Here is a 21,532-nt window from a genome sequence, read left to right on the forward strand (position 1 = left end):
GCGAGCGGTCGCGGCGCGACGTCCGGCGAGGCGTCGAGGCCGGTGGTGCGCTCGGTCAGCGCGGGCGGACGACGGCCTCGACGAGCGCCGCGACGACCTCGCCGGGATTGACCCCGGGCAGGGCGGGCGCGTCGAACACGAGGCCGACGTTCGCCGCGATCAGGGCGGTCGCGAAGGTGTCGAGGGGGATGCCCGGGTCGATCTCCGGGTGGGCGCCGAACCACAGGTCCACGAGCTCCCGCACGCCGTCCTGCAGGCTCCGGCGCTGCGCCACGAACTCCGGCATGAGCTCCGGGTGGCGCGTCGCGTAGCCGCGGAACTCCGACAGCAGGGCGAACTGCGCGCTCTGGTCGTGGCGGCCGAACGCCTGCCGGACGACGTCGCCGATCTGCACCGAGGCGATGTCGGCGTGCACGAGCTCCTGCAACGACCCGAGCACGAGGTTCGTCGCGCGCTGCATCACCTGTGCGACGAGGTCTTCCTTGGAGCTGAAGTTCGAGTAGACGGCACCCTTGCTGAAGCCGGCGCGCGCGGCGACGTCGTCGAGCCGGGACTCGTGCACGCCCTGCTCGGCGAACACCTGCGCGCCCGCGGTCAGCAGTCGTTCTCGGACCTCTGCCCGAGGGGTTCGCGAAGTGGGGGAAGCGACGTCGCTCATCTGATCCTGGTTCGACAGTGCCCCCTCGCTCGTCGTCGGGTCGACGTCGTGGAGCGTGTGGTGGTGGTCGGGACCATTCTGGCGGGTCCGACGACACCGTCCGACACGCTCGCGTCGTCCGGACGTCCTCGGTCCGCGGAGACCTGCCGCGCCGCGCGTCTGATCCCGCGCGGCATCAGCGAAGCCCCCTCGGCACGCTGCTCGTGAACCGCCGCGTTCGGGTCGCGTCGGTGCTCGGTGTCACGTGCGCCGGACTCGATACCCGGCGGTCTCGATGCTACGCCCGCGCGACCTCGCGGCGGTAGTCCGTTACGTGTCCTGGCTCTCCGCGTCCGGGTCGTGGTGCTCGTGCACGCTGCCGACGCCCGAACGACGACCCGGTCGGCGGAGGAGGCGCAGGGCGTCCGGCCGCACGACCCGCAGGCCTCGACCGCGGCGGAGCAGGGAGCCGAGGGTGGACTGCGGCTGCCAGTCGCGTCCGTTCGGCAGCCCCCAGCCACGCCGGACGGCACCCCACCGGAGTGCGAGGGACAGCACGATGGCGGCCACGATGCCGATCGAGGGCGACCCGAGGAACGAGGCGACGACCATCACGGACGAGGCGGCGACGGCGACGGTGGCGTACAGGGCGTTCCCGCCGAACACGGCGGGGACCCGGCGGAGCAGCAGGTCACGCATCGCACCGCCGCCGACCGCGGTGATCGTGCCCATGATGATCGCGGCGGGCCAGCCGAGCCCCGCGTCGAACGTGCGCTGGACGCCGACGACGGACCAGATGCCGATGACGGCGGCGTCGAGGATCGTGAAGAGGCGGTCCCACGTCACTTCGGAGAACGACACGAAGAACGCCACGAGCGCCCCGGCGATCGCGACCGGCACGTAGAGCGGGTCGACGAGCGCGACCGGGGGACCGTTCTGCAGCAGGGTGTCGCGCAGGATGCCGCCGCCGAGGCCCGAGACGAACCCGACGACGAGGAACCCGAAGAGGTCGAAGTCCATCGTCCGAGCGATCGACCCGCCGAGCAGCGCCGACGCGAAGACACCGGCGAGGTCGAGCACGTTCGTGACCGATGCCAGGCTCTCGGCGGTCAGCAGGTTCATGAGAACCATCAAACCCCACGCGGCAGGAGTGGCGAGCCGAGCCCGGGTTAGGTTAGCCTCACCTACGCCATGCTCGCCACACTCGTCATCGGCCTCCGCGAAGGCCTCGAAGCGACGCTCATCGTCGGCATCATCGCCGCGTTCCTGCGTCGCAACCGCGTCCCCCTTGCGCCGATGTGGCTCGGCGTCGGCACGGCCGTGCTGCTCAGCATCGCGGTCGGCTTCGGGCTCCAGCTCGTCGAGCAGGCGCTGCCGCAGGCCGAGCAGGAGGGCATGGAGACGATCATCGGCATCGTCGCGGTCGTCTTCGTCACCGGCATGATCGTGTGGATGCGCAGGCATGCGCGGTCGCTCGGGAAGGACCTCGAGGCCAGTGCGACGGCAGCCCTCGGCCGCGGGACGGCGTGGGCCCTCGCCGGCATGGCCTTCCTCGCCGTCCTCAAGGAGGGCTTCGAGACGGCGGTCTTCCTGCTCGCGACGTTCCAGGCGTCGAGCGACACCGGCTCGGCCGCCCTCGGCGCGGTGATCGGCATCGCCGCGGCGGTCCTCATCGGCTACGGCATCTACACGGGCGGCGTCCGGTTGAACCTGTCGCGGTTCTTCACCGGCACCGGGGTGTTCCTCGTCTTCGTCGCGGCCGGGCTCGTCCTCACTGCCATCCGTCACGCCCACGAGGCCGGCTGGGTCGTCATCGGGCAGCAGCGCACCGTCGACCTGTCCTGGCTCGCGCCGAACGGCTCGGTGCAGGGCGCCCTCGTCACCGGCGTGCTGGGCATCCCACCGGACCCCCGCGTCATCGAGGTGCTCGGCTGGGTGCTCTACCTCGTGCCCGTGCTCGCGCTGTCCCTCTGGCCGCGTGCCTGGCGCCCGGCCCCGGCGCGGGTGCCGTTCGTCCGCACGGTCGTCGCCGGTGGTCTGGCCGTTGCCGCCGTCGCGCTGGCCGTCGGCGTCCCGGCCGTCGCTGCCTCCGCCCCGCACCTGTCCGACACCGTCCGCCTCGACGGCGACCAGACGAGCCTCAAGGCCGAGGTGCACGGTTCGGCCGGTGCACTCCGCACCCGGGGCAACGGCTCGCAGGCGGAGGTCGAGCTGCCCGCGTCGACGCACCGCCGTGTCACCCGCGACGGCGTCGCTGCCGACCGCTGGCAGGTCGTCGACGCCGGTGCGTCCTCCGCGCAGCCGAGCAGCCTGACACTCGACGACCTCGTCGGGTTGTTCGGCCGCATCCCGGTCGGCATCTCCCCGTCCACCAACCCCGGCCCGTTCACGGCGGAGTGGGCCACGAAGCGGACCACCACCCTCTGGACCGCAGCCGGCGGCGTCCTGGACGCGACCGCCTCGGAACGCGACGTGCTCACGTTGAGCGGTGGGGGCCTCCCGTCCGCTCGCACCACGACGCTCGACCGCGCCGTGTGGAGCGTCCCCGACGCCGTCGCCCAGCGCGCCGCCGCGACCGCGGCCACCGCCGCGACTCGCGGGGCGGAACTGCAGCTCTGGGCAGCCTGGCTGCCGCTCGCGCTCGGCATCGCGGCCGCAGCACAGCTGCTGCTCGCGCTCCGTGACCGCCGCCGCACCACAGCCACCCCTGCGCCCGACCCCGACACCACCGCGTCGCGCGGCCCGCCCGCCGACGACCCCACGAGGAGCCCCGCGTATGCCGCTCGGTAAGTCCACCGTCCGTCCCCTGATCACCCTCGGCGCCCTCGGCGCCGTGACCGCGCTCGCGCTGACCGGCTGCGCGTCCGGTTCGTCCTCCGCGTCGAGCGACCCGTCCGCTTCCGGGAAGGTCGCCCGCGTCACCGTCACGCTGACGAACGACGGCTCCGACGCCTGCGCGGTCTCCACGACGAAGGTGCCGGCGGGACCGGTCACCTTCACGGTCAAGAACGAGTCGTCGACGGCGATCACCGAGGTCGAGCTCCTCCAGGACCAGCGGATCCTCGGCGAGAAGGAGAACCTCGCGCCCGGCCTCGACCCCGTGCACTTCACCGCGACGCTGAGCGGCGGGGAGTACCAGGTCTACTGCCCCGGTGCGACGACCGAGCTCACGGACTTCACCGTGACCGGGAAGGTCGCGAACACCGCGAACAGCAGCGCGGCGACCCTGCTCGCCGACGGCACGAAGGGCTACGCGACCTACGTCGACGGCCAGGTCACCGACATGGTGGCGGCCGTCGAGCAGCTGCAGGCGCACGTCGACGCGGGCGACCTCGCCGCGGCGAAGACCGACTACGCGAACGCCCGGCCGTTCTACGAGCACATCGAGAGCGATGTCGACGGCTTCGTCAAGCAGGGCTACAAGGCGACCGACAACGCCGGGAACCTCGACTACCTCATCGACATGCGTGCCTCGAACCTCGACGAGTCCGTCGGGTGGAGCGGCTTCCACGCGGTGGAGAAGGACCTCTTCGAGGCCGGGAAGATCACCGCGTCGACGAAGAAGACCGCCGCGGCGCTGACCGAGAACGTGCACCTGCTCGCGAAGCTCGTCCCGACGCTCGACTACAAGCCCGAGGACCTCGCGAACGGTGCGGCCGGCCTGCTCGAGGAGGTCCAGTCGAACAAGATCACCGGCGAGGAGGAGGCCTACAGCCACATCGACCTCGTCGACCTCGCCGCCAACGTCGAGGGCGCTCGTCAGGCCTTCGCGTACCTCAAGCCGGGGCTCGCCAAGACCGACCCCACGCTGACGAAGCAGATCGCGGAGCAGTTCGACGCGACGAACACGCTCATGGACGGCTACCGTGACGCCGATGGACTCGGTGGGTTCGAGTCCTGGACCGGCGACCTGAAGCGCGACGACGCGAACGCGATCTCGCAGCAGGTCCAGGCGCTGCAGGACCCGCTGTCCCGACTGGCCGAGAAGGTCGCGACCGCGTGACGCACGAGCACGGCGACGCCGCGCCGGGCGCGTACGGCGGTGACGTCGCGGGCGCGCCCGGTGCGGCCTCGCCCGCCGCGTCGGCCGATCGTGGCCGGGGCGGCGTGTCCCGACGCGGCCTGTTCGGCGCCGGCCTCGCCGCGGCCGGGGCCGGTGTCGGCGCCGCGGTCGGCGTCGCCGGCGCGACCGTAGCCACCGGGGTGAACCCGTTCGCCGCGGCCGCGAACGGCGACGAGTCGATCGACCTGTCCCAGGAGCACCCGTTCTACGCGACGGCGTCCGGGCAGCCCCAGGGCGGCATCCGCACCGTCCCGCAACGGCACTGCGTGTTCATGACGTTCGACCTGTCGACGTCGGTGACGACGGACCTGCAGGTGCTCCTCGCCCGCTGGTCGGCGGCGATCGCCCAGCTGCAGGCCGGGAAGACCGTCGGCAGCGTCGAGCCTGCGCACGAGAACGGCGTCGGAGCGGACACGGGGGAGGCCCTCGACCTCGGCCCGGCGTCCCTCACCGTCACGGTCGGGCTCGGCCCCGGCGTGTTCGACGAGCGCTTCGGTCTCGCCGACAAGCGTCCGGCGAGTCTCGCCGCGATCCCGACGCTCCCGAGCGACAACCTCGACGAGCAGCTGACCGGCGGTGACCTGTCCCTGCAGGCGTGCGCCGACGACCCGCAGGTGGCGTACCACGCGGTGCGCGACCTCGCCCGGATCGCCCGCGGGACCGCGACCGTGCGCTGGACGGTGCTCGGCTTCGGACGGGCCTCCGCCGGCCCCTCGCAGTCGACGCCGCGGAACCTCATGGGGTTCAAGGACGGCACGCGGAACGTGTCCACCGACGAGGAGTTCAGCCGCTTCGTGTGGGTCGACGACCCGGGCGACGGCGCCGCGTGGATGCGCGGCGGCACGTACCAGGTCGTCCGGAAGATCCGGATGAACCTCGAGACCTGGGACGCCGACAACGTCAGCGACCAGCAGCGCGTCTTCGGCCGGACGAAGATCGAGGGTGCCCCGCTGTCCGGCGGCTCCGAGCACACGACGCCCGACTTCCACGCGGCGCACGGTGACGGTACGACGAAGATCGACGTCCGCTCGCACATCGCGCTCGCGGCGCACGAGGCGAACGGTGGCGTGAAGATCCACCGACGCGGCTACAACTACACGGACGGGCTGAACCAGTACGGGCAGCTCGACGCCGGGCTGCTGTTCGCCGCGTACGTGTCCGACCCGGAGCACTTCACGCGCCTGCAGCGGAAGCTCGGCGCGTCCGACCGGTTGAACGAGTACGTCTCGCACATCGGATCCGGGGTCTTCGCGGTCCCGCCGGCGCCCCGGAAGGGTTCGTACATCGCGGAGCAGCTCTTCCGCTGACGGGCCGGGTGGTGGGTGCCCTCCGTCGTTTCCCTGGAGACGGAGAGCACCCGCGCCGCGGAGTCCGCACCGAGCGGAACCACCGCCGGCGGATGAGAGATGACCCGGCGCGACGCGTCGCTGTGCGACACGGCTGAGGATACGCCGCCCCACCCCGCAGGGACAGGGACCTGAACGAACCGGATGACGGCGTGGGGGGGGGGGGGGGGGCGGGGGCCCCCCCCCCCCCCCCCGCCCGGCCGCCGGGTGGGGGGGGGGGGGGGGGGGGCCCCCGGGCCCCCCCCGCCTCCAGTCCGTCATCCGGTCGCGTCGTCAGTCGGTCGTGACCGCTCCGACGCGCAGGGCGCGTCCTCGTCGAGCGACCACCAGACCGGCGATGCCGGCGAGGAAGAGCAGCCCGGCGGCGATCGCCGGACCGGTGAACTCGGCGCCCGTGAAGGCGAGCTCGCCGTCGGCGTCGTCGGCGACGACCACGTCGACCGTGCCGTCACCGTCCGTGTCGACACCCGTTCCCGCGCCGCCGTCGACGGCACCGACGGTGCCCGCGCCGGGCGTCGTGCCCGGGTCAGCGGGGTCGGTCGGGTCGGTTCCGGGGTCAGTGCCGGGGTCCTCGGTCTCGGCGGCGACCGGGATCGTGACCGCGAGGGTGATCGTCTGCCCGTTCGGCAGCGTCACGACGAGCGGCTCGTCGGTCGTGGCCGCCGCGCGCGTCGTCAGCGCCGAGCGCGCCACCCCTGCCTGGTCGGCGTCGGCCTGCTCGTCCTCGCCGCCGGGGACGCGGAAGGTGAGCGTGGCCTTGCCCTGCTCGTCCGTCGTGTCCTCGATCGTCGGGTCGATGGCCGAGGAGGCGAGCTCGTCACCGTCGGCGCTGATCGAGACCGAGCCCGCTTCCGCAGGTTCGTCGGACGAGAAGACCAGGGAGGACAGTCGCACGGTCACCTCGTCGCCGGGCTGGAAGCCGTCGGCGGGTGTCGGGGTGACCGTGACCCCGACGGCGCGCTGGTCCGTCGGCGGCGTGACGACGGGGTTCGCCGTGAAGTAGTCGACCTGGGCCTGCAGGTCGACCTGCCCGGAATCGGCGATGTTCCTGCCCGTCGTGAAGGCGGAGAACTTGTCACCGCCGGTCGAGAGGAACGAGTTGACCGTGACCTTGAGGGTGTCGGTGAGCGCGATCGGCTTCCCGTTCAGGGTCATCGTCGTGATGCGCTCGCCGCGACCCTTCGACGGGTCGTAGGTGTACGCGAAGCCGTTCGAGACGCCGAGCTTGAGGAACGGCCGGTCGGCCCCGTCGGGCTGCCACTGCTGCTCGAGCGCGTCCTTGATCTGCTGGCCGGTCATGTCCTCGGTGACGAGCGTGTTGGCGAAGGGCTGCACGAGGGCGGCTTCCTTGTACGTGACGACCCCGTCCGCATCGTTCGCACCGCTCGACGCGTACAGGATGTCGGTGCGGAGTCCACCGGGGTTCATGAACGCGACCTGCGACCCGTTGCGCTCGGTGGCGGCCCGCTGGACCTCGGCGATGTTGTTGCCAAGCACGGACTCGCCGCCGCGGTTCTCGGAGGTGCGGTCGGACTGCACGGCGCGCCGGAGGTCACCCGTGACGGTGCCGAGCTTCTGCGCGCCCTTCTCGTCAGCCACGGTCTTCGCGTCCGCGACGATCTTCGCGACGTCCTGCGCCGGCTGGGTGTTCGTCGGGACGAGCGGATCGGTGTTGACGGGCTTCACCTCGGCGGTGATGTTCGTCAGTTGCTTCGCGCTGTCGACGGTGAGCTGCAGGTGCCCGTAGTTCATGCCGTAGGACCCGGTCTGGATGACGGGCCGCAGCTTGCCGGTCGGCCCGGCGACCTCGTGGTCGTAGGAGAAGTGCGTGTGCGCCGAGACGATGGCCGAGACCCGCTCGTCGACGCCCGCGGCGATCTGCGCGAACCTGCTGGTGCCGGTCACGTCGGCGATCGTGTTCGACGCAGCGCCCTCGTGGACGAGGAGCACGAGGACGTCCGCCTCACCGTTGTCCGGGTCACCGTCCTTGAGCTGCTCGGCGTAGCGGTTCACCTGACCGACGATCGGGGCCATCGCGAGGCCCTCGACGCCACCGGGGCTGACGAGGCCCGGGATGAGGTCCTCCGTGGTCGCTCCGATGAAGCCGACCTTGACCCCGTCCTTCTCGACGACCTTGAAGGGCTCGAAGGCGGGCGTCGTCGTGCCCTCCTGCACGATGTTCGCTGAGACGTACTGCCAGGCGGCCGCCTCCTCGATGCGGTCGATGAAGTCGGTCTGCCCCTTGTCGAGCTCGTGGTTGCCGATCGCGCTGACGTCCAGGCCCATGGCGTTCAGCGCCTCGATGGTCGGTGTGTCCTGCTGGATCAGCGACGTGAAGGTCGAGGCGCCGACGTTGTCCCCGGCGCTCGTGAAGATCGTGTTCGGGTTCGCCTCGCGGTACGCCTGCACGACGTTCGCGAGCCGCGCTGCGCCGGCTGCCTTGTCGGCGGTCGTGCCCTCGGACTCGATGCGGCCGTGGAAGTCGTTGATGTCGACGATGTCGATCGTGGTGTCGCTCTCGGCAGCACTGGCGACGGACGGCACGGACAGCGCGACGAGGACAGCGGCGGTCGCGAGCGCAGCGCCCGCGACGAGGCGCCCACGACGCGTTCGGGAGTGGTGGGAAGTGTTCATCGGCGACGAACCTAGGAGGACGCACAGGCAACACGCCAGGCGCCCCCCGAACGCGTCACACGATGTTCACACGAGCAACACGTTCAGTCGCGCCCGAGTGCGCCCTTCACCCGCTCGACGGCCTCCGCCGCCATGGCCTTCGCCGAGTCCTTCACGACGTCGAGCTCGACCGGGTCGCCCTTCAGCAGGCTCTTCGCCGTGTTGATCGCGTACTCCGCGGTGATGTGCGGCGGGAGCGGCGGCACGCTCCGGCTGACGTAGGCGTCGATCACGGTCACGCCCGGGTTCGCGAACGCGCGCTCGACGGCCGACTCGACCTCGGCGTCGTCGTGCACGGCGATGCCCGTGAACCCGAGGAGCTCGGCGTAGCCCGCGTAGTCCATCGTCTCGACGTCCTGCGAGCCCCGCCACATCGGGTTGCCGTCCTCGGTGCGCATCTCCCACGACACCTGCCCGAGGTCGTCGTTGTGCATGATCACGATGACGAGCTGCTGGTTCGGCCAGCTCGCCATGTACTTCTTCACGGTGATGAGCTCGTTCATGCCGAGCATCTGGAACGCGCCGTCGCCGATGGTGCACACGGCCGGAGCGTCCGGGAAGGCGAACTTGGCGGTCACGGCGTACGGCATGGCGGCGAGCATGGTCGCGAGCCGGCCGGACATGTCGCCGTGCATGCCCCGGCGGAGGCGGATGTGGTGTCCGTACCAGTCCGCCGTGGTCCCGGCGTCGCAGGTCACCGTGACGCCCTCGGGCAGGCGCTCGTTCACGGCGCTGATCACCCGCCGCGGGTTGACGCCGTCGCTGTAGGAGACCTCGGCCTGGCGGGTCATCTCGGCCTCCCACTCCCGCATCTCGCCGGCGAGCTGCTCCTGCCACGAGCAGTCCGTGGTCTGCTCGAGGAGCGGCAGGACCGCCTCGAGCGTCGCCCCGACGTCCCCCCAGAGGTTGAGCTCGGTCGGGTAGCGGAGGCCGAGTTGTTCGGGCTTGATGTCGACCTGCACCCCGCGGGCCTGCCCGGTCGCCGGCAGGTACTCGCCGTAGGGGTAGTTCGTGCCGAGGAGCACGATCGTGTCGCACTCCTTGATCTGCGTCAGGCTCGGCCGCGACCCCAGGAGCCCGACCTGCTGCGTGTGGTACGGCACGTCCGACGGCACGACGTCCTTGCCGCGGAGGGCCGTGATGATGCCGGCGCCGGTCTTCTCCGCGGCGGCGAGGACCTGGTCGGTCGCACCGCGGGCACCGGCCCCGACGAGGAAGGTGATCTTCTCGCCGGCGTTGAGGATCTCCGCGAACCGCCGGACGTCGTCGGCCGACGGCGTGATGCGGGTGGAGGCGGGGACGTCACTCGACCGCGACACCCAGTGCTCGGCCGCGGGCTCCTCCCACGCCATCGCCTGCACGTCGTGGGGGAGGACCACCACGGCGGGCTGCTTCCGGAGCATCGCGGTGCGGAACGCCGTGTCGATCACGACCCCGGCTGCGTCCGGCGAGGCGACGGTCTCGACGTAGCACGCCACGTCCGCGAACACCCGCTCGAGGTTCGACTCCTGCTGCGTGAAGGTCCCGATCGACGCCAGGCCCTGCTGTCCGACGATCGCGACGACCGGCTGGTTGTCCATCTGCGCGTCGTAGAGGCCGTTGAGCATGTGGAACGCTCCGGGGCTGGACGTCGCGACGCACACGCCGACCTCGCCGGTGAACTTCGCGTGCGCGGTCGCCATGAGCGCGGCGATCTCCTCGTGCGTCGGCCGGACGTACTCGAGGGCACGCTCGCTGCCGTCCGCCTTGCCGAGCGCTCCGTCGAACGCGCCGATGCCGTCCCCGGGGTAGCCGAACACCCGGGACACGCCCCAGGACTTGATGCGGTCGATGACGAAGTCGCTCACGGTGGTGCCCATGCGACCAGCGTGCCTCCCGCAGGCTGTACGCGTTCAGACTGGAGGCCCGGACCACGTGACCGACGTCGGCCACGTGGTCCGGGCCTCCCGTCGGGCGCGGAGCGCTCAGCCGATCGCGTGCCAGGCGCGGTCGCGCGCACTGTCGAGGACCGCCGCGATGATCGCCGCGGCGCGCGCGCCGTCCGCGAAGGTCGGGAGTCCCTCGGGTGACCCGCCACGGACGGCGTCGTAGGTGTCGGCGACGAACGCCGTGAACGCGTCGAGGTAGCCCTGCGGGTGGCCGGCCGGCACGACCGCGAGGCGCCGCTGGTCCGGGGTGCCCTGCGTGGGGTCGCGCACGATGATCTGGGCGCCGCGCTCGGTGCCGAACCAGGCCGACTCCGGCTGCTCCTGGTCGAAGGCGGCCGACCCGAGGGTGCCGTCGACCTCGAACCAGAGCCGGTTCTTGCGGCCGGCGGAGACCTGCGAGATGACGACGTTCCCGATGCGGCCGGCACCGGTGCGGAACGTGGCGACCGCGGTGTCCTCCGTCGTGACGTCGGCGCGCTGGCTGGCGTCCGCGAGCGGGTCCGGGTCGGGGGATCCGGAGAACGACGGGCCGGACGCCGCGGGTCGGGTCGGGTAGACGACGTCGGTGGCGGCCGAGACCTCGACGAAGCGCTGGCCGGTGACGAACTCGACGAGGTCGCACCAGTGCGAGCCGATGTCGGCGAACGCCCGCGATGCACCGCTCGAGGACGGGTCGACCCGCCATGAGGAGGCGTCCTCGTCGAGCATCCAGTCCTGCAGGTAGTGCCCGTGCACGGCGAGCAGCCGACCGAGCTCGCCCTCGGCCACACGGGCGCGGATCTCCCGGACGACCGGGTGGTACCGGTACACGAACGGGACGGTCGCGACGACACCGGCCTCCGCCGCCGCGGCGACGAGCTCGTCGGCCTGCTCGGGGTCGAGCGCGAGCGGCTTCTCGCAGACGACGTGGATGCCGGCGCGGATCACCGCGAGGGACTGCGGGTGGTGCTGGCCGTTCGGGGTGCACACGTGCACGACGTCGGGAGCGTCCGCGATGACCTCGTCGAGCGACCCGTACCCACGGGGGAGCCCGAGCTGCTCGGCGACCTGGGCGGACCGGTCCGGGGTGCGTCCGAGGACCCCGAGGACCTCGGCACCCGCGGCCGACGCCGCGCGGACGTGCACGCCCGCGATCATGCCCGTGCCGATCACCGCGACGCGGAGGCGCCGCCCGTCGTGCTCACTGCTCATGGTGCTCCCTCGCGCCGGACTGCCCCCACCGTAGCGGCGCGACCGGGCCCACGCCCGCCGGTGGTGTGCGCGGCGCGCAGCCCGACGGGACGGGTCCGGACCCGGCCACCTGCAGGACTCGTGAGTACGTTCTGGGGCATGTCGAGCCTCCAGACCACCCTGCTCATCCTCGGTGCCAGCGGCGACCTCTCCAAGCGGCTGCTGCTCCCCGGTCTCGCCACCCTGTTGGAGGTGAAGGAGGACTGGGACGTGCAGCTCGTCGGAGCCGGCACGGAGGACCTGTCGGACGACGACTGGAAGCGTCTCGTGCACGATGCGTTCGAGAACGCACAGGCGTCGAAGAACGAGGAGGACGAGGGCGCGCACGACGGCTCCGAGCGACTGAGCGGCCGGCTCCGCGCCGTCGTCGAGGCGTCGAGCTACCGCAAGTCCGACGTCACCAGCGCCGACGACCTCAAGGCCCTCCTCGCGGACTGCCACCACGACCCGGCCGTGTACTTCGCCCTGCCCCCGGCCGTCACCGAGAAGAGCTGCGAGGTGCTCGCCGGGCTCGACCTGCCGGAGGGCACCCGCTTCGCGCTCGAGAAGCCGTTCGGCACCGACGCCGCGAGCGCCGAGCACCTGAACGACGTGCTGCACGGGTTCCTGCCCGAGGAGCGCATCCACCGCGTCGACCACTTCCTCGGCCGCTCCACCGTGCTCAACCTGCTCGGCCTGCGCTTCGCCAACCGCATCGTCGAGCCGCTGCTGTCGTCCCAGCACGTCGAGCGCATCGACATCGTCTACGACGAGACGCTCGGACTCGAGGGACGTGCCCGCTACTACGACAAGGCCGGCGCCCTCGTCGACATGATCCAGAGCCACCTGCTCCAGGTGATGGCCGTCGTCGCGATGGAGGCACCCGCGTCGATCGACGCCGACGACCTCCGCACGCAGAAGGAACTCGTGCTGCGCGCCGTCCGACCCTGGGGTGGCGACGTCGTCGCGGCCGGCAAGCGGGCGCGCTACACGGCCGGCACGGTCGGCGACCGGAAGCTCCCGAGCTACGTCGACGAGGACGGCGTGGACCCCTCGCTCGGCACCGAGACGCTCGCGCAGCTCACCCTCGAGGTCGCGAACTGGCGCTGGGCCGGCGTCCCGATCACGCTCCGGTCGGGCAAGGCGCTCGGGCAGCAGCGTCGCGAGATCGTCATCACGTTCAAGGACTCGCCGCACGTGCCGAACGGGCTGTCCGGCGCCGAGCGGCCCGACCGGCTCCGCATCTGGATCGCCCCGGACGAGATGCAGCTCGAACTCAACGTGAACGGCCCCGGCGACCCGTACACGATCGACCACACCGCGCTGTCGGTGACCTTCAACCCCGGCCGGCTGAGTGCCTACGGCGAGGTGCTCGCCGGGGTCCTCGAGGGCGACGCCACGCTCTCCGTCCGCGGGGACAGCGCCGTGCAGGGCTGGAAGGTCGTCGAGCCGTTCCTCCAGGCCTGGCGCGACGGGAAGACGCCGCTCGACGACTACGCCGCCGGGTCCGAGGGACCGGACGGCTGGGACAACATCGACGCCTGAGCGGCCGACCACCGGACGGGAGGCACGTGGCGGGGCCGTCACGTGCCTCCCGTCCGTCGTCCGGTCACCACGCACCTGGGCGGGGCGGCCGCCCGGTCAGCGGGCGTAGCGTCGGCTCGTGACCACCATCGACGACATCCTGCAGACCGTCCCCGACCCCGCCGGCGCCGACGTGCGCGTCGAGACCGTGCGCTACGACCTCGAGGGCACCGTCCTCGAGGGCGTGCTCGCGAAGGACCACGCCATCGCGGGCCCGCGCCCCGCCGTGCTCGTCGTGCACGACTGGCACGGCGTCAACGAGCACGTGCACGCCCGTGTGACGATGCTCGCGCGCCTCGGGTACGTCGCGTTCGGCGCCGACATCTACGGCGCCGACGTCCGACCCGGCGACGACACGGCCGGCCAGGTCGCCGGCTCGTACTACCAGGACCTCCCGCTGCTCCGGGCGCGTGCACTCGCCGGGTTCGAGCAGCTCCGCCGTGACCCCGACGTCGACCACACCCGCATCGCCGTCATGGGCTACTGCTTCGGCGGCTCGACGGCCCTCGAGCTCGCCCGCACCGGAGCGGACCTCGTCGGCGCCGTGTCGTTCCACGGCGGTCTGATCGCCCACGAACCGTCCGACGCGCACCAGATCCGGGCGAAGCTCCTGGTGCTCACCGGTGGTTCCGACCCGGTCGTCCCCGACGAGAAGGTGCACGAGTGGCAGGACGAGATGCGTGCGGCGCCCGAGGTCGACTGGCAGGTCGTCACCTACTCGGGCGCGATGCACGCGTTCGCCGTCCCGGGCACGGACGCTCCGGACCACGGCGCGCAGTACCAGGCGACGGCGGACCGGCGGTCGTGGCAGGCGTTGCAGACGTTCCTCGGCGAGGTGTTCGACGAGGAGGCCTAGGTCGTCGGCGATGGCGCGACACGCCGAGCGGCCGGTCCGGAGGCCCTCGATTGGCGCGTGGCCCGCACCTGTTGTAGAGTCTTCCACGGCCGCAAACGCCACGCGCTCGTAGCTCAATGGATAGAGCATCTGACTACGGATCAGAAGGTTGGGGGTTCGAGTCCCTTCGAGCGCACACTGTTTGAGACAGCAGGGATGACGCCCCCGGTTCCATCGGAGCCGGGGGCGTCTTCTGTTCCCGGACGCCGCTCTCGTCGTCGCGGCTGTCGTCGTCGCCTTCGCGACGGCCCCGCGTCGACGCTAGCTCGAGTGCGGCAGCCGGAGGACGTCCTGCACCTGGCCGCCCAGCCGCGGTCCCTCCCGGTCGATCCAGTACCGGCGTTCGAGACGCAGACCCGCCACCGACTGCACGGACCGGACGCCGGGCAGCGCCCCGAGGTCGTCCCGTACGAACGTCGCGAGCGCTCCCGGACCCTCGAACACCCCGGCGAGGCTCACGGGGGCCGAGCCGGTCACCGTCGACAGCAGGCGCACGTTCGGGTGGGCGGCGAGGGCGTCGAGCGCGCCCCGGACGTCCCGTGGCCGGACGTCGATCGTCACGATGGCGTTCAGTGGGAAACCGAGCAGTTCGGGTTGGACCTCGACGCGCGGTGACACGGCTCCGGAGCCGACCAGGAGCCGGATCGCACGGGCAGCGGTCGACGCGGACACCCCGAGGGTGCGACCGACCTCGGCCGCGGTGATGCGTCCGTTCGTGCCGAGCAGCCGCATCGTGCGGAACTCCAGGTCCGAGAGGTCGCGGAGGTCTCGGACCGGCGGTCCGGTCGTGACCGTCGCGTGCCCCTCGAGCGCCGCGGTCCGCTCGGCGTCCAGTCGTCGGAACCGCCAGGACTGGCCGACCTTCGCGGGCTCGAGGATCATCCGGCTGTCGGTCGCACGGATGCCGGGGATGCTCGGGATGGTCTCGGTCAGGAGCTGTTCGTGGTCCGACCCGAGCAGCGGGAAGAGGTTCACGTAGAGGTCTGCCGGACCGGAGGTGTGCAGGACGAACTGGACGTCCGGGATCCGGAGCAATTCGGAGAGCACCGCCCGCGACCGTCCGGGTGCCGAGGTGATCCAGAGCTCGAACGGGTTGCTCGACGTGATGAGCTCCCAGGCGAACCGCCCGACGACCTGGAGCAGTCGCTCGTCCTGCATCCGGGCGAGCCGGCGCGCGGCGGTGCTCGTGGGGATGTCGAGGACGTCGGCCAGTGCCGCGATCGGCACGCGTGGGGCGACGTGGAGCGCGGCGACGACGTCGAGGTCCACCTCGTCGAGGGCCGGCCGAGCGGCGCGGGAACTGTGGCGGGGCACCCGATCAATGTACCGGCGGCGCCGTCGTGGAGCGTCACGCACCGGATTCCCCGTCACAGAACCGAAACACGATCGATATCCCCATTTGACTTGCGCATGATTGTCTCTTTTCCTACAGTCGCCTACATCGGCGACACCGTGGTCGCCGAGTTCGTCCGAGAGGGAACGCATGGGTACGCAGCAGCCGTGGCAGTGGAGCGAGGACGAGTGGCGCGGACACGTCGAGCACGTCCGTGCCGGGCAGCGCCTCGTGCACGACGACCCGACCGAGCGGTGGCCGGGCGGGGCGCAGGTCGCCGTGCTCCTGTCGTTCGACTCTGACCACGAGACGCCAGCGCTCCGGGACGGCGAGACCTCGCCGGGACGCATGGCGCAGGGGGAGTTCGGCGCACGCTTCGCGGTCCCGCGGATCCTCGACCTCCTCGCCCGGCACGAGGCCCCGTCGTCGTTCTTCATGCCGGCTGTCTGTGCGCTGCTCCGGCCGGAGGAAGCCCCCGGCTACGTCGCCGCCGGGCACGAGGTCGCGGTCCACGGTTGGATCCACGAGCGCAACACCGCGCTCGGGCACGACGACGAGCTCGAGCTGGTCGACCGCAGCCTCGGGGTCCTCGAGCGGCAGACGGGCCTGCGCCCGACCGGCATCCGGACGCCGTCGTGGGACTTCTCCGCGTCGACGCTCGCGGTGATCCGGGAGCTCGGCTTCGTGTACGACTCGTCGCTCATGGCCGACGCGGAACCGTACGAGCTCCTCGAGGACGGGGCGCGGACCGGCGTCGTCGAGATCCCCGTCGAGTGGATCCGCGACGATGCTCCGTACCTGATGATGGACCGCTTCGGCGGGCTGCGGCCGCACATGCCGCCGCGCAGCCTGTTGCAGATCTGGATCGACGAGTTCGACGCCGCGCGTGACGAGGGCGGCGTGTTCCAGCTCACCATGCACCCGCACATCATCGGCCACCGGTCGCGGCTCCGGATCCTCGACGACCTGCTCGCACACATCCGCTCGTACGACGACGTCTGGATCGGCACCCACGCCGACCTCGCCGCGCACGTCCGCACCCAGCTCTGACACCCGCTCCGGCACGCCACCGGAGCAGCCCCACCAGCACCGCAGCTCCACCCCGCCGTCCACAGCTCCGCCCGACCCGCGAGGAAGCCCGCAGATGACCACCACCGCCCGTGACACCGTCCACGCGACGAAACTCAGCAGGAAGGGGAAGAAGGCGATCGTCGCCGGTTCGATCGGCAACGCCGTCGAGTGGGTCGACTGGGCCGTCTACACCACCTTCTCCTCGATCTTCGCCCACCACTTCTTCCCTGCCGGCAACGAGGCCGCTGCGCTGTTGTCGACGCTCGCGATCTTCGCTGTCGGGTTCGTGATGCGACCGGTCGGTGCCGCCGTCATGGGGGCCTTCGCCGATCGCCACGGTCGCAAGAAGGGTCTCGTCCTCACGATCGCACTCATGGCCGGGGCGACGCTCGTGATCGGCCTGTCGCCGACCTACGCGCAGATCGGCATCATCGCGCCGGCACTCCTCGTCCTCGCCCGCATGGTGCAGGGCTTCGCAGCGGGCGGCGAGTTCGGCTCGTCGTCGGCGTTCCTCGTCGAGTCCGCGGCGCCCACCCGACGCGCCTTCGCCGGCTCGTGGCAGCAGGTCTCGGTGGGCGGCGGTGTCCTCATCGCCTCGGGCATCGGTGCACTCATCACCGGCGCCCTCCCGGAGGACGCGGTCGACAGCTGGGGCTGGCGGCTCGCGTTCGTCCTCGCAGCATCGCTCGGCTTCGTCGGCCTGTGGCTCCGCCGTTCCGTCGAGGACACCGAGTCGTTCCAGGTCGCGGCGGACCGCAACGCCGCGAACCAAGCAGCCGGCGACCACAAGAGCTCGTTCTTCCGCATGTTCAAGGAGCACCCGGCAGCCGTCGCCCGTGTCTTCGGCATCACCATCGCCGGCACGCTGCTCTACTACATGTGGGTCAGCTACATGCCGACCTACGCCGCGGTGACGACCGGCATCCCGCTCTCCGAGGCCCTCCTCGCGAACGTGATCGCGATGATCGTGTTCCTCGTGCTCCTGCCGTTCGCGGGCATCCTGTCCGACCGGATCGGCCGCAAGCCGACGATGGCCGCGTTCGCCGGTGGGTTCCTGATCTTCGCCTGGCCCGCGTTCCAGATCATCGGCGGTGGGTTCTGGTCGCTCCTGCTCGTCGAGCTCGTCGGGATCGTCCTGCTGCTCGGGTACTCGGCGAACTGCGCGGTCATCATGGCCGAGCAGTTCCCGCCGGAGGTCCGGGCGAGCGGCATCGGTGTGCCGTACGCGATCGCCGTCGCCCTGTTCGGTGGCACCGCGCCGTACGTCACCACCTGGATGAACACCGTCGGCCTCAGCGGCTGGGTGTGGGTGTATGCCTCGGCCGCTGCCGCGATCGGCCTCGTCGTCTACCTCACGATGCCGGAGACGAAGGGCAAGGTGCTCGACTGATGCGGCACGTCCTCGTCACGGGTGCCGGATCCGGCATCGGCCGTGGGATCGCCCTCGCCTTCGCGCGCACCGGTGCGGACCTCACGCTCTGCGACCGCACCGCCGGGCCGCTCGGGGAGACCGAGGCACTCGCCCGGGAGGCCGGAGCCGGTCGGGTGATCGTGCTCACCGCCGACCTGCGGGACGGCGACGCCCCCGGCGCGGTGGTGGACGGAGCGTGGGACCACGCTCCGGTCGACGTCCTCGTCTCGAGCGCCGGCGTGTACCCGGCGACGCCGTTCCTCGACCTCGACGCGACGACCTGGGACCGCGTGCTCGACGTCAACACACGTGCACCCGTCCTCCTCACCGTCGCGCTCGCCCGTCGAGCCGTCGCCGCGGGCCGGGGTGCGAGCGTGGTGAACATCTCCTCGGGCTCGGCACTGCGGGCCCGCCCGGGAGCCGCGCCGTACTCGACCTCGAAAGCAGCGCTCGAAGCCGCCACACGGGCGTCCGCGCTCGAGCTCGGCCACCACGGGATCCGCGTGAACGCCGTCGCCCCGGGCTTCGTGACCGTCGACTCCGCGGTCAACCCGGTCACGGACGAGTACGCGGACGCCGTCGGCGACAACCCCCTCGGGCGACGCGGCCTGCCCGACGACATCGCTCGCGCGGTCGTCTGGCTCGCGGGCGACGAGGCGAACTGGATCACCGGGGAGGTGCTGCGCGTCGACGGCGGATCGTCGACGGGCGCGTGGAACCTCCCGCAGCACTGGACGGCCGACGGCCGGGAGGAACACGCATGACCCCGCAGTACACGATCGTCGGCGCCGGAGCGATCGGGGGCACGCTCGCCGTGCACCTCCAGCTCGGTGGAGCCGAGGTCCACTTGGTCGACGCCGACGAGGAACACGTCGCAGCCGTCCGGGAGCGCGGCTTCCGGATCGAGGCACCGGACGGCCCCCTCACGGCACGGCCCACGATCTCCACACCGGAGGACGCACCGGAGCAGCTCGGAGCCGTGCTCCTCGCGGTGAAGGCCCAGGCCACCGACGCCGCTGCGGCCTGGATCGCTCCGCGTCTGGCCGAGGACGGCTGGGTGGTCTCGATGCAGAACGGCCTGAACGAGTCGACCATCGCGGAGCACGTCGGCGCGGACCGGACCGTCGCGGCGTTCGTCGACCTGTTCGCCGACGTCGTCGGCCCCGGGGTCGTGCGCGACGGCGGCATCGGGGACATCGCCCTCGGCGAGTACGCCGGGGGATCGAGCCCGCGGGTCGAAGCCCTGGCGCGCGACCTGCACCACTGGGGCACACCGATCGTGTCGGACAACGTGCCCGGGTACCTCTGGTCCAAGCTCGGCTTCGGGGCGATGCTCGTCGCCACCGCGCTCGCCGACGAGGACATGGGCGACCTCATCGACCGCCACCGCACGGGCATGCACGCCCTCGTGCGCGAGGTGCTGACGGTCGCCACCGCCGAGGGCATCGCACTCGAACGCTTCGACGCCTTCGACCCCGAGGCGTACCTGACGCCGACCTCCATCGCAGCGGACCCCGCCACAGACGCGGACACCGCGACCGCTGCGGACACCGCCACCGACGGGCTCGTCGCCTGGCTCGGCGCCCAGACGAAGAAGCGGTCCGGCATCTGGCGGGACATCGCCGTCCGCGGGCGCCGGACGGAGGTCCCGACGCAGTACCGTCCGGTGCTCTCCGCGGCCGAGCGTCACGGCATCCCGACCCCCCTCCTGTCGTGGCTCGTCGACCGGATCACCGCATTGGAGACGCACGCGGTCGCCATGGACGAAGCACACCTCGCGGAACTCGATCGGCTGGCCGCGGCATGACCACCACAGTGCAGGCAGCCGAAGCGCTGCGCGACCGCCTCGTCGCCGACGTCACCGAGTACATCGAGCAGGAGACGCCTTCCGACGACCGTGCAGCGCTCGCCGAGGGACTCGGGTGGGTGCGGGCGTTCGTGGAGCGTCACCTCGGCGTGCCCGCGGCAGAGCGGACCGTCGCGGGCGGGATCCACGGCGACAGCGCGGTCCTCGACTGGCCGGCCACGGGCGGCAGCGCGAGGACCGTCGTGCTGCTCTGCCACTACGACACGGTCTGGCCGCTCGGCACGCTCGCCGAATGGCCCGTCTCCATCGACGGTGACCGCCTGACCGGCCCGGGCGCGTTCGACATGAAGGCGGGCCTCGTGCAGGCGGTGCACGGCCTCGCACTCGCCCGGGGCACCGGACGTCCTCTCCCCGCGATCCGTCTCGTGCTCAACGGCGACGAGGAGATCGGGTCTCCCGCATCCCGGCCGGTGATCGAGGACGCGGTCGCCGGATCGGACGCCGTGCTCGTGTTCGAAGCGAGCGCGCAGGGGGCGCTCAAGACGGCACGGAAGGGTGTCGGCATCTTCGAGGTGACCACGCACGGGATCGAGGGGCACGCCGGACTCGACCCGGAGAACGGCGTCAGCGCGATCGACGAGATGGCACGAGCGGTGCTGGCGCTGCACGGCACGGCGGACCTCGCCGCGGGGACCAGCGTCAACGTCGGCACGATCGTCGGCGGCTCGCGGTCCAACGTCACCGCCGGTCGGGCGTCGGCGAAGGTGGACGTGCGCGTCGCCGAACGCTCCGAGATGGACCGTGTGGACGCCGCGCTCGGTGCGCTCCGGCCGCACCGCGACCGCGCGCGCCTGGAGGTCACCGGGGGATGGAACCGGCCGGTGATGCAGCGGAGTGCCGCCATCGCCTCCCTCTTCGAGACCGCCCGGGCCGTCTCGGTCGACCACGGGTGGGAAGCCGCGGAGGTCTCCGTCGGCGGCGCCAGCGACGGCAACTTCGCGGCCGCGCTGGGCCTGCCCGTCCTCGACGGCCTCGGAGCCGTCGGCGACGGCGCACACGCTCGGCACGAGTGGGTGTCGATCGACGGCATGGTGCAGCGCACGGGCCTCGCGGCGGACCTGATCACGCGCCTCGCGTCCTGACACACCCTCCACGGACCAGAGCGCGCCCTGCTCAGCCCAGCCCAGGCGGCGCTTCGAGCAGGGCAGCGGGCGAGCAGCGGCCGCCGACATCGCGGCTCCCGTCAGCCGCGGCGGAGCGCCTCGCGGTCCTTGTGGTGCTCTCGCACGATCGCGCTCACGGCGAACCACAGGAGCATCGACACGAACCACCAGAAGGTCATGAGCGCGGCTGCACCGGCCACGAACGGCACGGCCGCCAGGAGGTCGATCGCGTCCGGCCCCTTGTTGACGAGGACCACCGCGGTGACCCACAGGGCGATCGCAGCGATCAGGGACACGACCCACACGGCCAGGATGCCGTCTCTCCAACCGTTGTTCACGGTGCAACGCTATCGATGACGATCGCTCGCTTCGTGAGGCTCGCGCGTGCACGCGCATCCCCGAGACGGACGGG

The 21,532-nt window shown here is 71.7% G+C and carries 17 protein-coding genes and 1 tRNA gene; 11 read left to right on the forward strand and 7 right to left on the reverse strand.

Going from position 1 to position 21,532, the window contains the following annotated elements:
- Positions 1 to 55: 55 nt before the first annotated feature.
- Together ACIPYW_RS08910 and ACIPYW_RS08915 are read right to left on the reverse strand one after the other, a co-directional pair.
- Entirely contained in the window at positions 56 to 658 is a 603-nt protein-coding gene (locus ACIPYW_RS08910; protein WP_400412729.1) for a TetR/AcrR family transcriptional regulator, read from the reverse strand.
- Between the two features lie 309 nt (positions 659 to 967).
- Positions 968 to 1,759 carry a trimeric intracellular cation channel family protein gene (locus tag ACIPYW_RS08915; RefSeq protein WP_400412730.1) on the reverse strand — a complete coding sequence of 264 codons (792 nt, stop codon included), beginning with the start codon at positions 1,757 to 1,759 and terminating at the stop codon, positions 968 to 970.
- A gap of 69 nt (positions 1,760 to 1,828) precedes the next feature.
- Between ACIPYW_RS08915 and efeU the strand changes: the two genes are divergently transcribed.
- The 3 genes from efeU to ACIPYW_RS08930 are packed head-to-tail and all read left to right on the forward strand — an operon-like array spanning position 1,829 to position 6,007.
- Positions 1,829 to 3,427: an iron uptake transporter permease EfeU gene (gene efeU / locus ACIPYW_RS08920; protein ID WP_400412731.1), complete on the forward strand. Its 1,599-nt coding sequence runs from the start codon at positions 1,829 to 1,831 to the stop codon at positions 3,425 to 3,427.
- Positions 3,414 to 4,640, forward strand: coding sequence for an iron uptake system protein EfeO (efeO, locus tag ACIPYW_RS08925; RefSeq protein ID WP_400412732.1), 1,227 nt, complete (start codon positions 3,414 to 3,416; stop codon positions 4,638 to 4,640). The genes efeU and efeO overlap by 14 nt, the downstream gene beginning before the upstream one ends.
- A complete protein-coding gene (locus tag ACIPYW_RS08930; RefSeq protein ID WP_400412733.1) occupies positions 4,637 to 6,007 on the forward strand; it encodes a Dyp-type peroxidase in 1,371 nt (456 codons plus the stop codon). Before efeO ends, ACIPYW_RS08930 begins: the two co-directional genes overlap by 4 nt.
- Before the next feature lie 312 nt (positions 6,008 to 6,319).
- Here ACIPYW_RS08930 and ACIPYW_RS08935 read toward each other — a convergent pair whose 3' ends face one another.
- From ACIPYW_RS08935 to ACIPYW_RS08945, 3 genes are all read right to left on the reverse strand, one after another.
- Entirely contained in the window at positions 6,320 to 8,680 is a 2,361-nt protein-coding gene (locus tag ACIPYW_RS08935) for a bifunctional metallophosphatase/5'-nucleotidase (RefSeq protein WP_400412735.1), read from the reverse strand.
- Between the two features lie 83 nt (positions 8,681 to 8,763).
- The gene (locus ACIPYW_RS08940; RefSeq protein ID WP_400412736.1) at positions 8,764 to 10,578 is read right to left on the reverse strand and encodes a thiamine pyrophosphate-requiring protein; all 1,815 of its coding nucleotides are present in this window, start codon (positions 10,576 to 10,578) and stop codon (positions 8,764 to 8,766) included.
- A gap of 105 nt (positions 10,579 to 10,683) precedes the next feature.
- The gene (locus ACIPYW_RS08945; protein ID WP_400412737.1) at positions 10,684 to 11,838 is read right to left on the reverse strand and encodes a Gfo/Idh/MocA family protein; all 1,155 of its coding nucleotides are present in this window, start codon (positions 11,836 to 11,838) and stop codon (positions 10,684 to 10,686) included.
- A 138-nt stretch (positions 11,839 to 11,976) separates the two neighbouring features.
- Here ACIPYW_RS08945 and ACIPYW_RS08950 point away from each other — a divergent pair, with 138 nt between their 5' ends.
- From ACIPYW_RS08950 to ACIPYW_RS08960, 3 genes are all read left to right on the forward strand, one after another.
- Positions 11,977 to 13,401: a glucose-6-phosphate dehydrogenase gene (locus tag ACIPYW_RS08950; RefSeq protein ID WP_400412738.1), complete on the forward strand. Its 1,425-nt coding sequence runs from the start codon at positions 11,977 to 11,979 to the stop codon at positions 13,399 to 13,401.
- A 118-nt stretch (positions 13,402 to 13,519) separates the two neighbouring features.
- Entirely contained in the window at positions 13,520 to 14,296 is a 777-nt protein-coding gene (locus ACIPYW_RS08955) for a dienelactone hydrolase family protein (RefSeq protein WP_400412739.1), read from the forward strand.
- A gap of 102 nt (positions 14,297 to 14,398) precedes the next feature.
- A tRNA-Arg gene (locus ACIPYW_RS08960) sits at positions 14,399 to 14,471 on the forward strand.
- 125 nt (positions 14,472 to 14,596) lie between these two features.
- Here ACIPYW_RS08960 and ACIPYW_RS08965 read toward each other — a convergent pair.
- Positions 14,597 to 15,649, reverse strand: a complete 1,053-nt coding sequence (locus tag ACIPYW_RS08965; RefSeq protein ID WP_400412740.1) for an Lrp/AsnC family transcriptional regulator — start codon at positions 15,647 to 15,649, stop codon at positions 14,597 to 14,599.
- A gap of 169 nt (positions 15,650 to 15,818) precedes the next feature.
- Between ACIPYW_RS08965 and ACIPYW_RS08970 the strand changes: the two genes are divergently transcribed.
- The 5 genes from ACIPYW_RS08970 to ACIPYW_RS08990 all read left to right on the forward strand — a co-directional run bounded on the left by ACIPYW_RS08970 (position 15,819) and on the right by ACIPYW_RS08990 (position 21,099).
- A complete protein-coding gene (locus tag ACIPYW_RS08970) occupies positions 15,819 to 16,718 on the forward strand; it encodes a polysaccharide deacetylase (protein ID WP_400412742.1) in 900 nt (299 codons plus the stop codon).
- A 94-nt stretch (positions 16,719 to 16,812) separates the two neighbouring features.
- On the forward strand, positions 16,813 to 18,129 hold the full coding sequence (locus tag ACIPYW_RS08975) for an MFS transporter (RefSeq protein WP_400412743.1): 1,317 nt from the start codon (positions 16,813 to 16,815) through the stop codon (positions 18,127 to 18,129).
- Positions 18,129 to 18,914: an SDR family NAD(P)-dependent oxidoreductase gene (locus ACIPYW_RS08980; protein ID WP_400412744.1), complete on the forward strand. Its 786-nt coding sequence runs from the start codon at positions 18,129 to 18,131 to the stop codon at positions 18,912 to 18,914. Before ACIPYW_RS08975 ends, ACIPYW_RS08980 begins: the two co-directional genes overlap by 1 nt.
- Positions 18,911 to 19,957 (forward strand): ketopantoate reductase family protein, encoded by a 1,047-nt coding sequence (locus ACIPYW_RS08985; RefSeq protein ID WP_400412745.1) that lies wholly within the window; start codon positions 18,911 to 18,913, stop codon positions 19,955 to 19,957. Before ACIPYW_RS08980 ends, ACIPYW_RS08985 begins: the two co-directional genes overlap by 4 nt.
- Positions 19,954 to 21,099 carry a M20 family metallopeptidase gene (locus ACIPYW_RS08990; RefSeq protein WP_400412746.1) on the forward strand — a complete coding sequence of 382 codons (1,146 nt, stop codon included), beginning with the start codon at positions 19,954 to 19,956 and terminating at the stop codon, positions 21,097 to 21,099. Before ACIPYW_RS08985 ends, ACIPYW_RS08990 begins: the two co-directional genes overlap by 4 nt.
- A 101-nt stretch (positions 21,100 to 21,200) precedes the next feature.
- Here the strand turns inward: ACIPYW_RS08990 and ACIPYW_RS08995 are convergent, their stop codons facing one another.
- Positions 21,201 to 21,458, reverse strand: coding sequence for a hypothetical protein (locus ACIPYW_RS08995; protein WP_400412747.1), 258 nt, complete (start codon positions 21,456 to 21,458; stop codon positions 21,201 to 21,203).
- Between the last annotated feature and the right edge of the window lie 74 nt (positions 21,459 to 21,532).

It is taken from the genome of Curtobacterium sp. NPDC089689, assembly GCF_044749145.1.
Taxonomy (GTDB): domain Bacteria; phylum Actinomycetota; class Actinomycetes; order Actinomycetales; family Microbacteriaceae; genus Curtobacterium.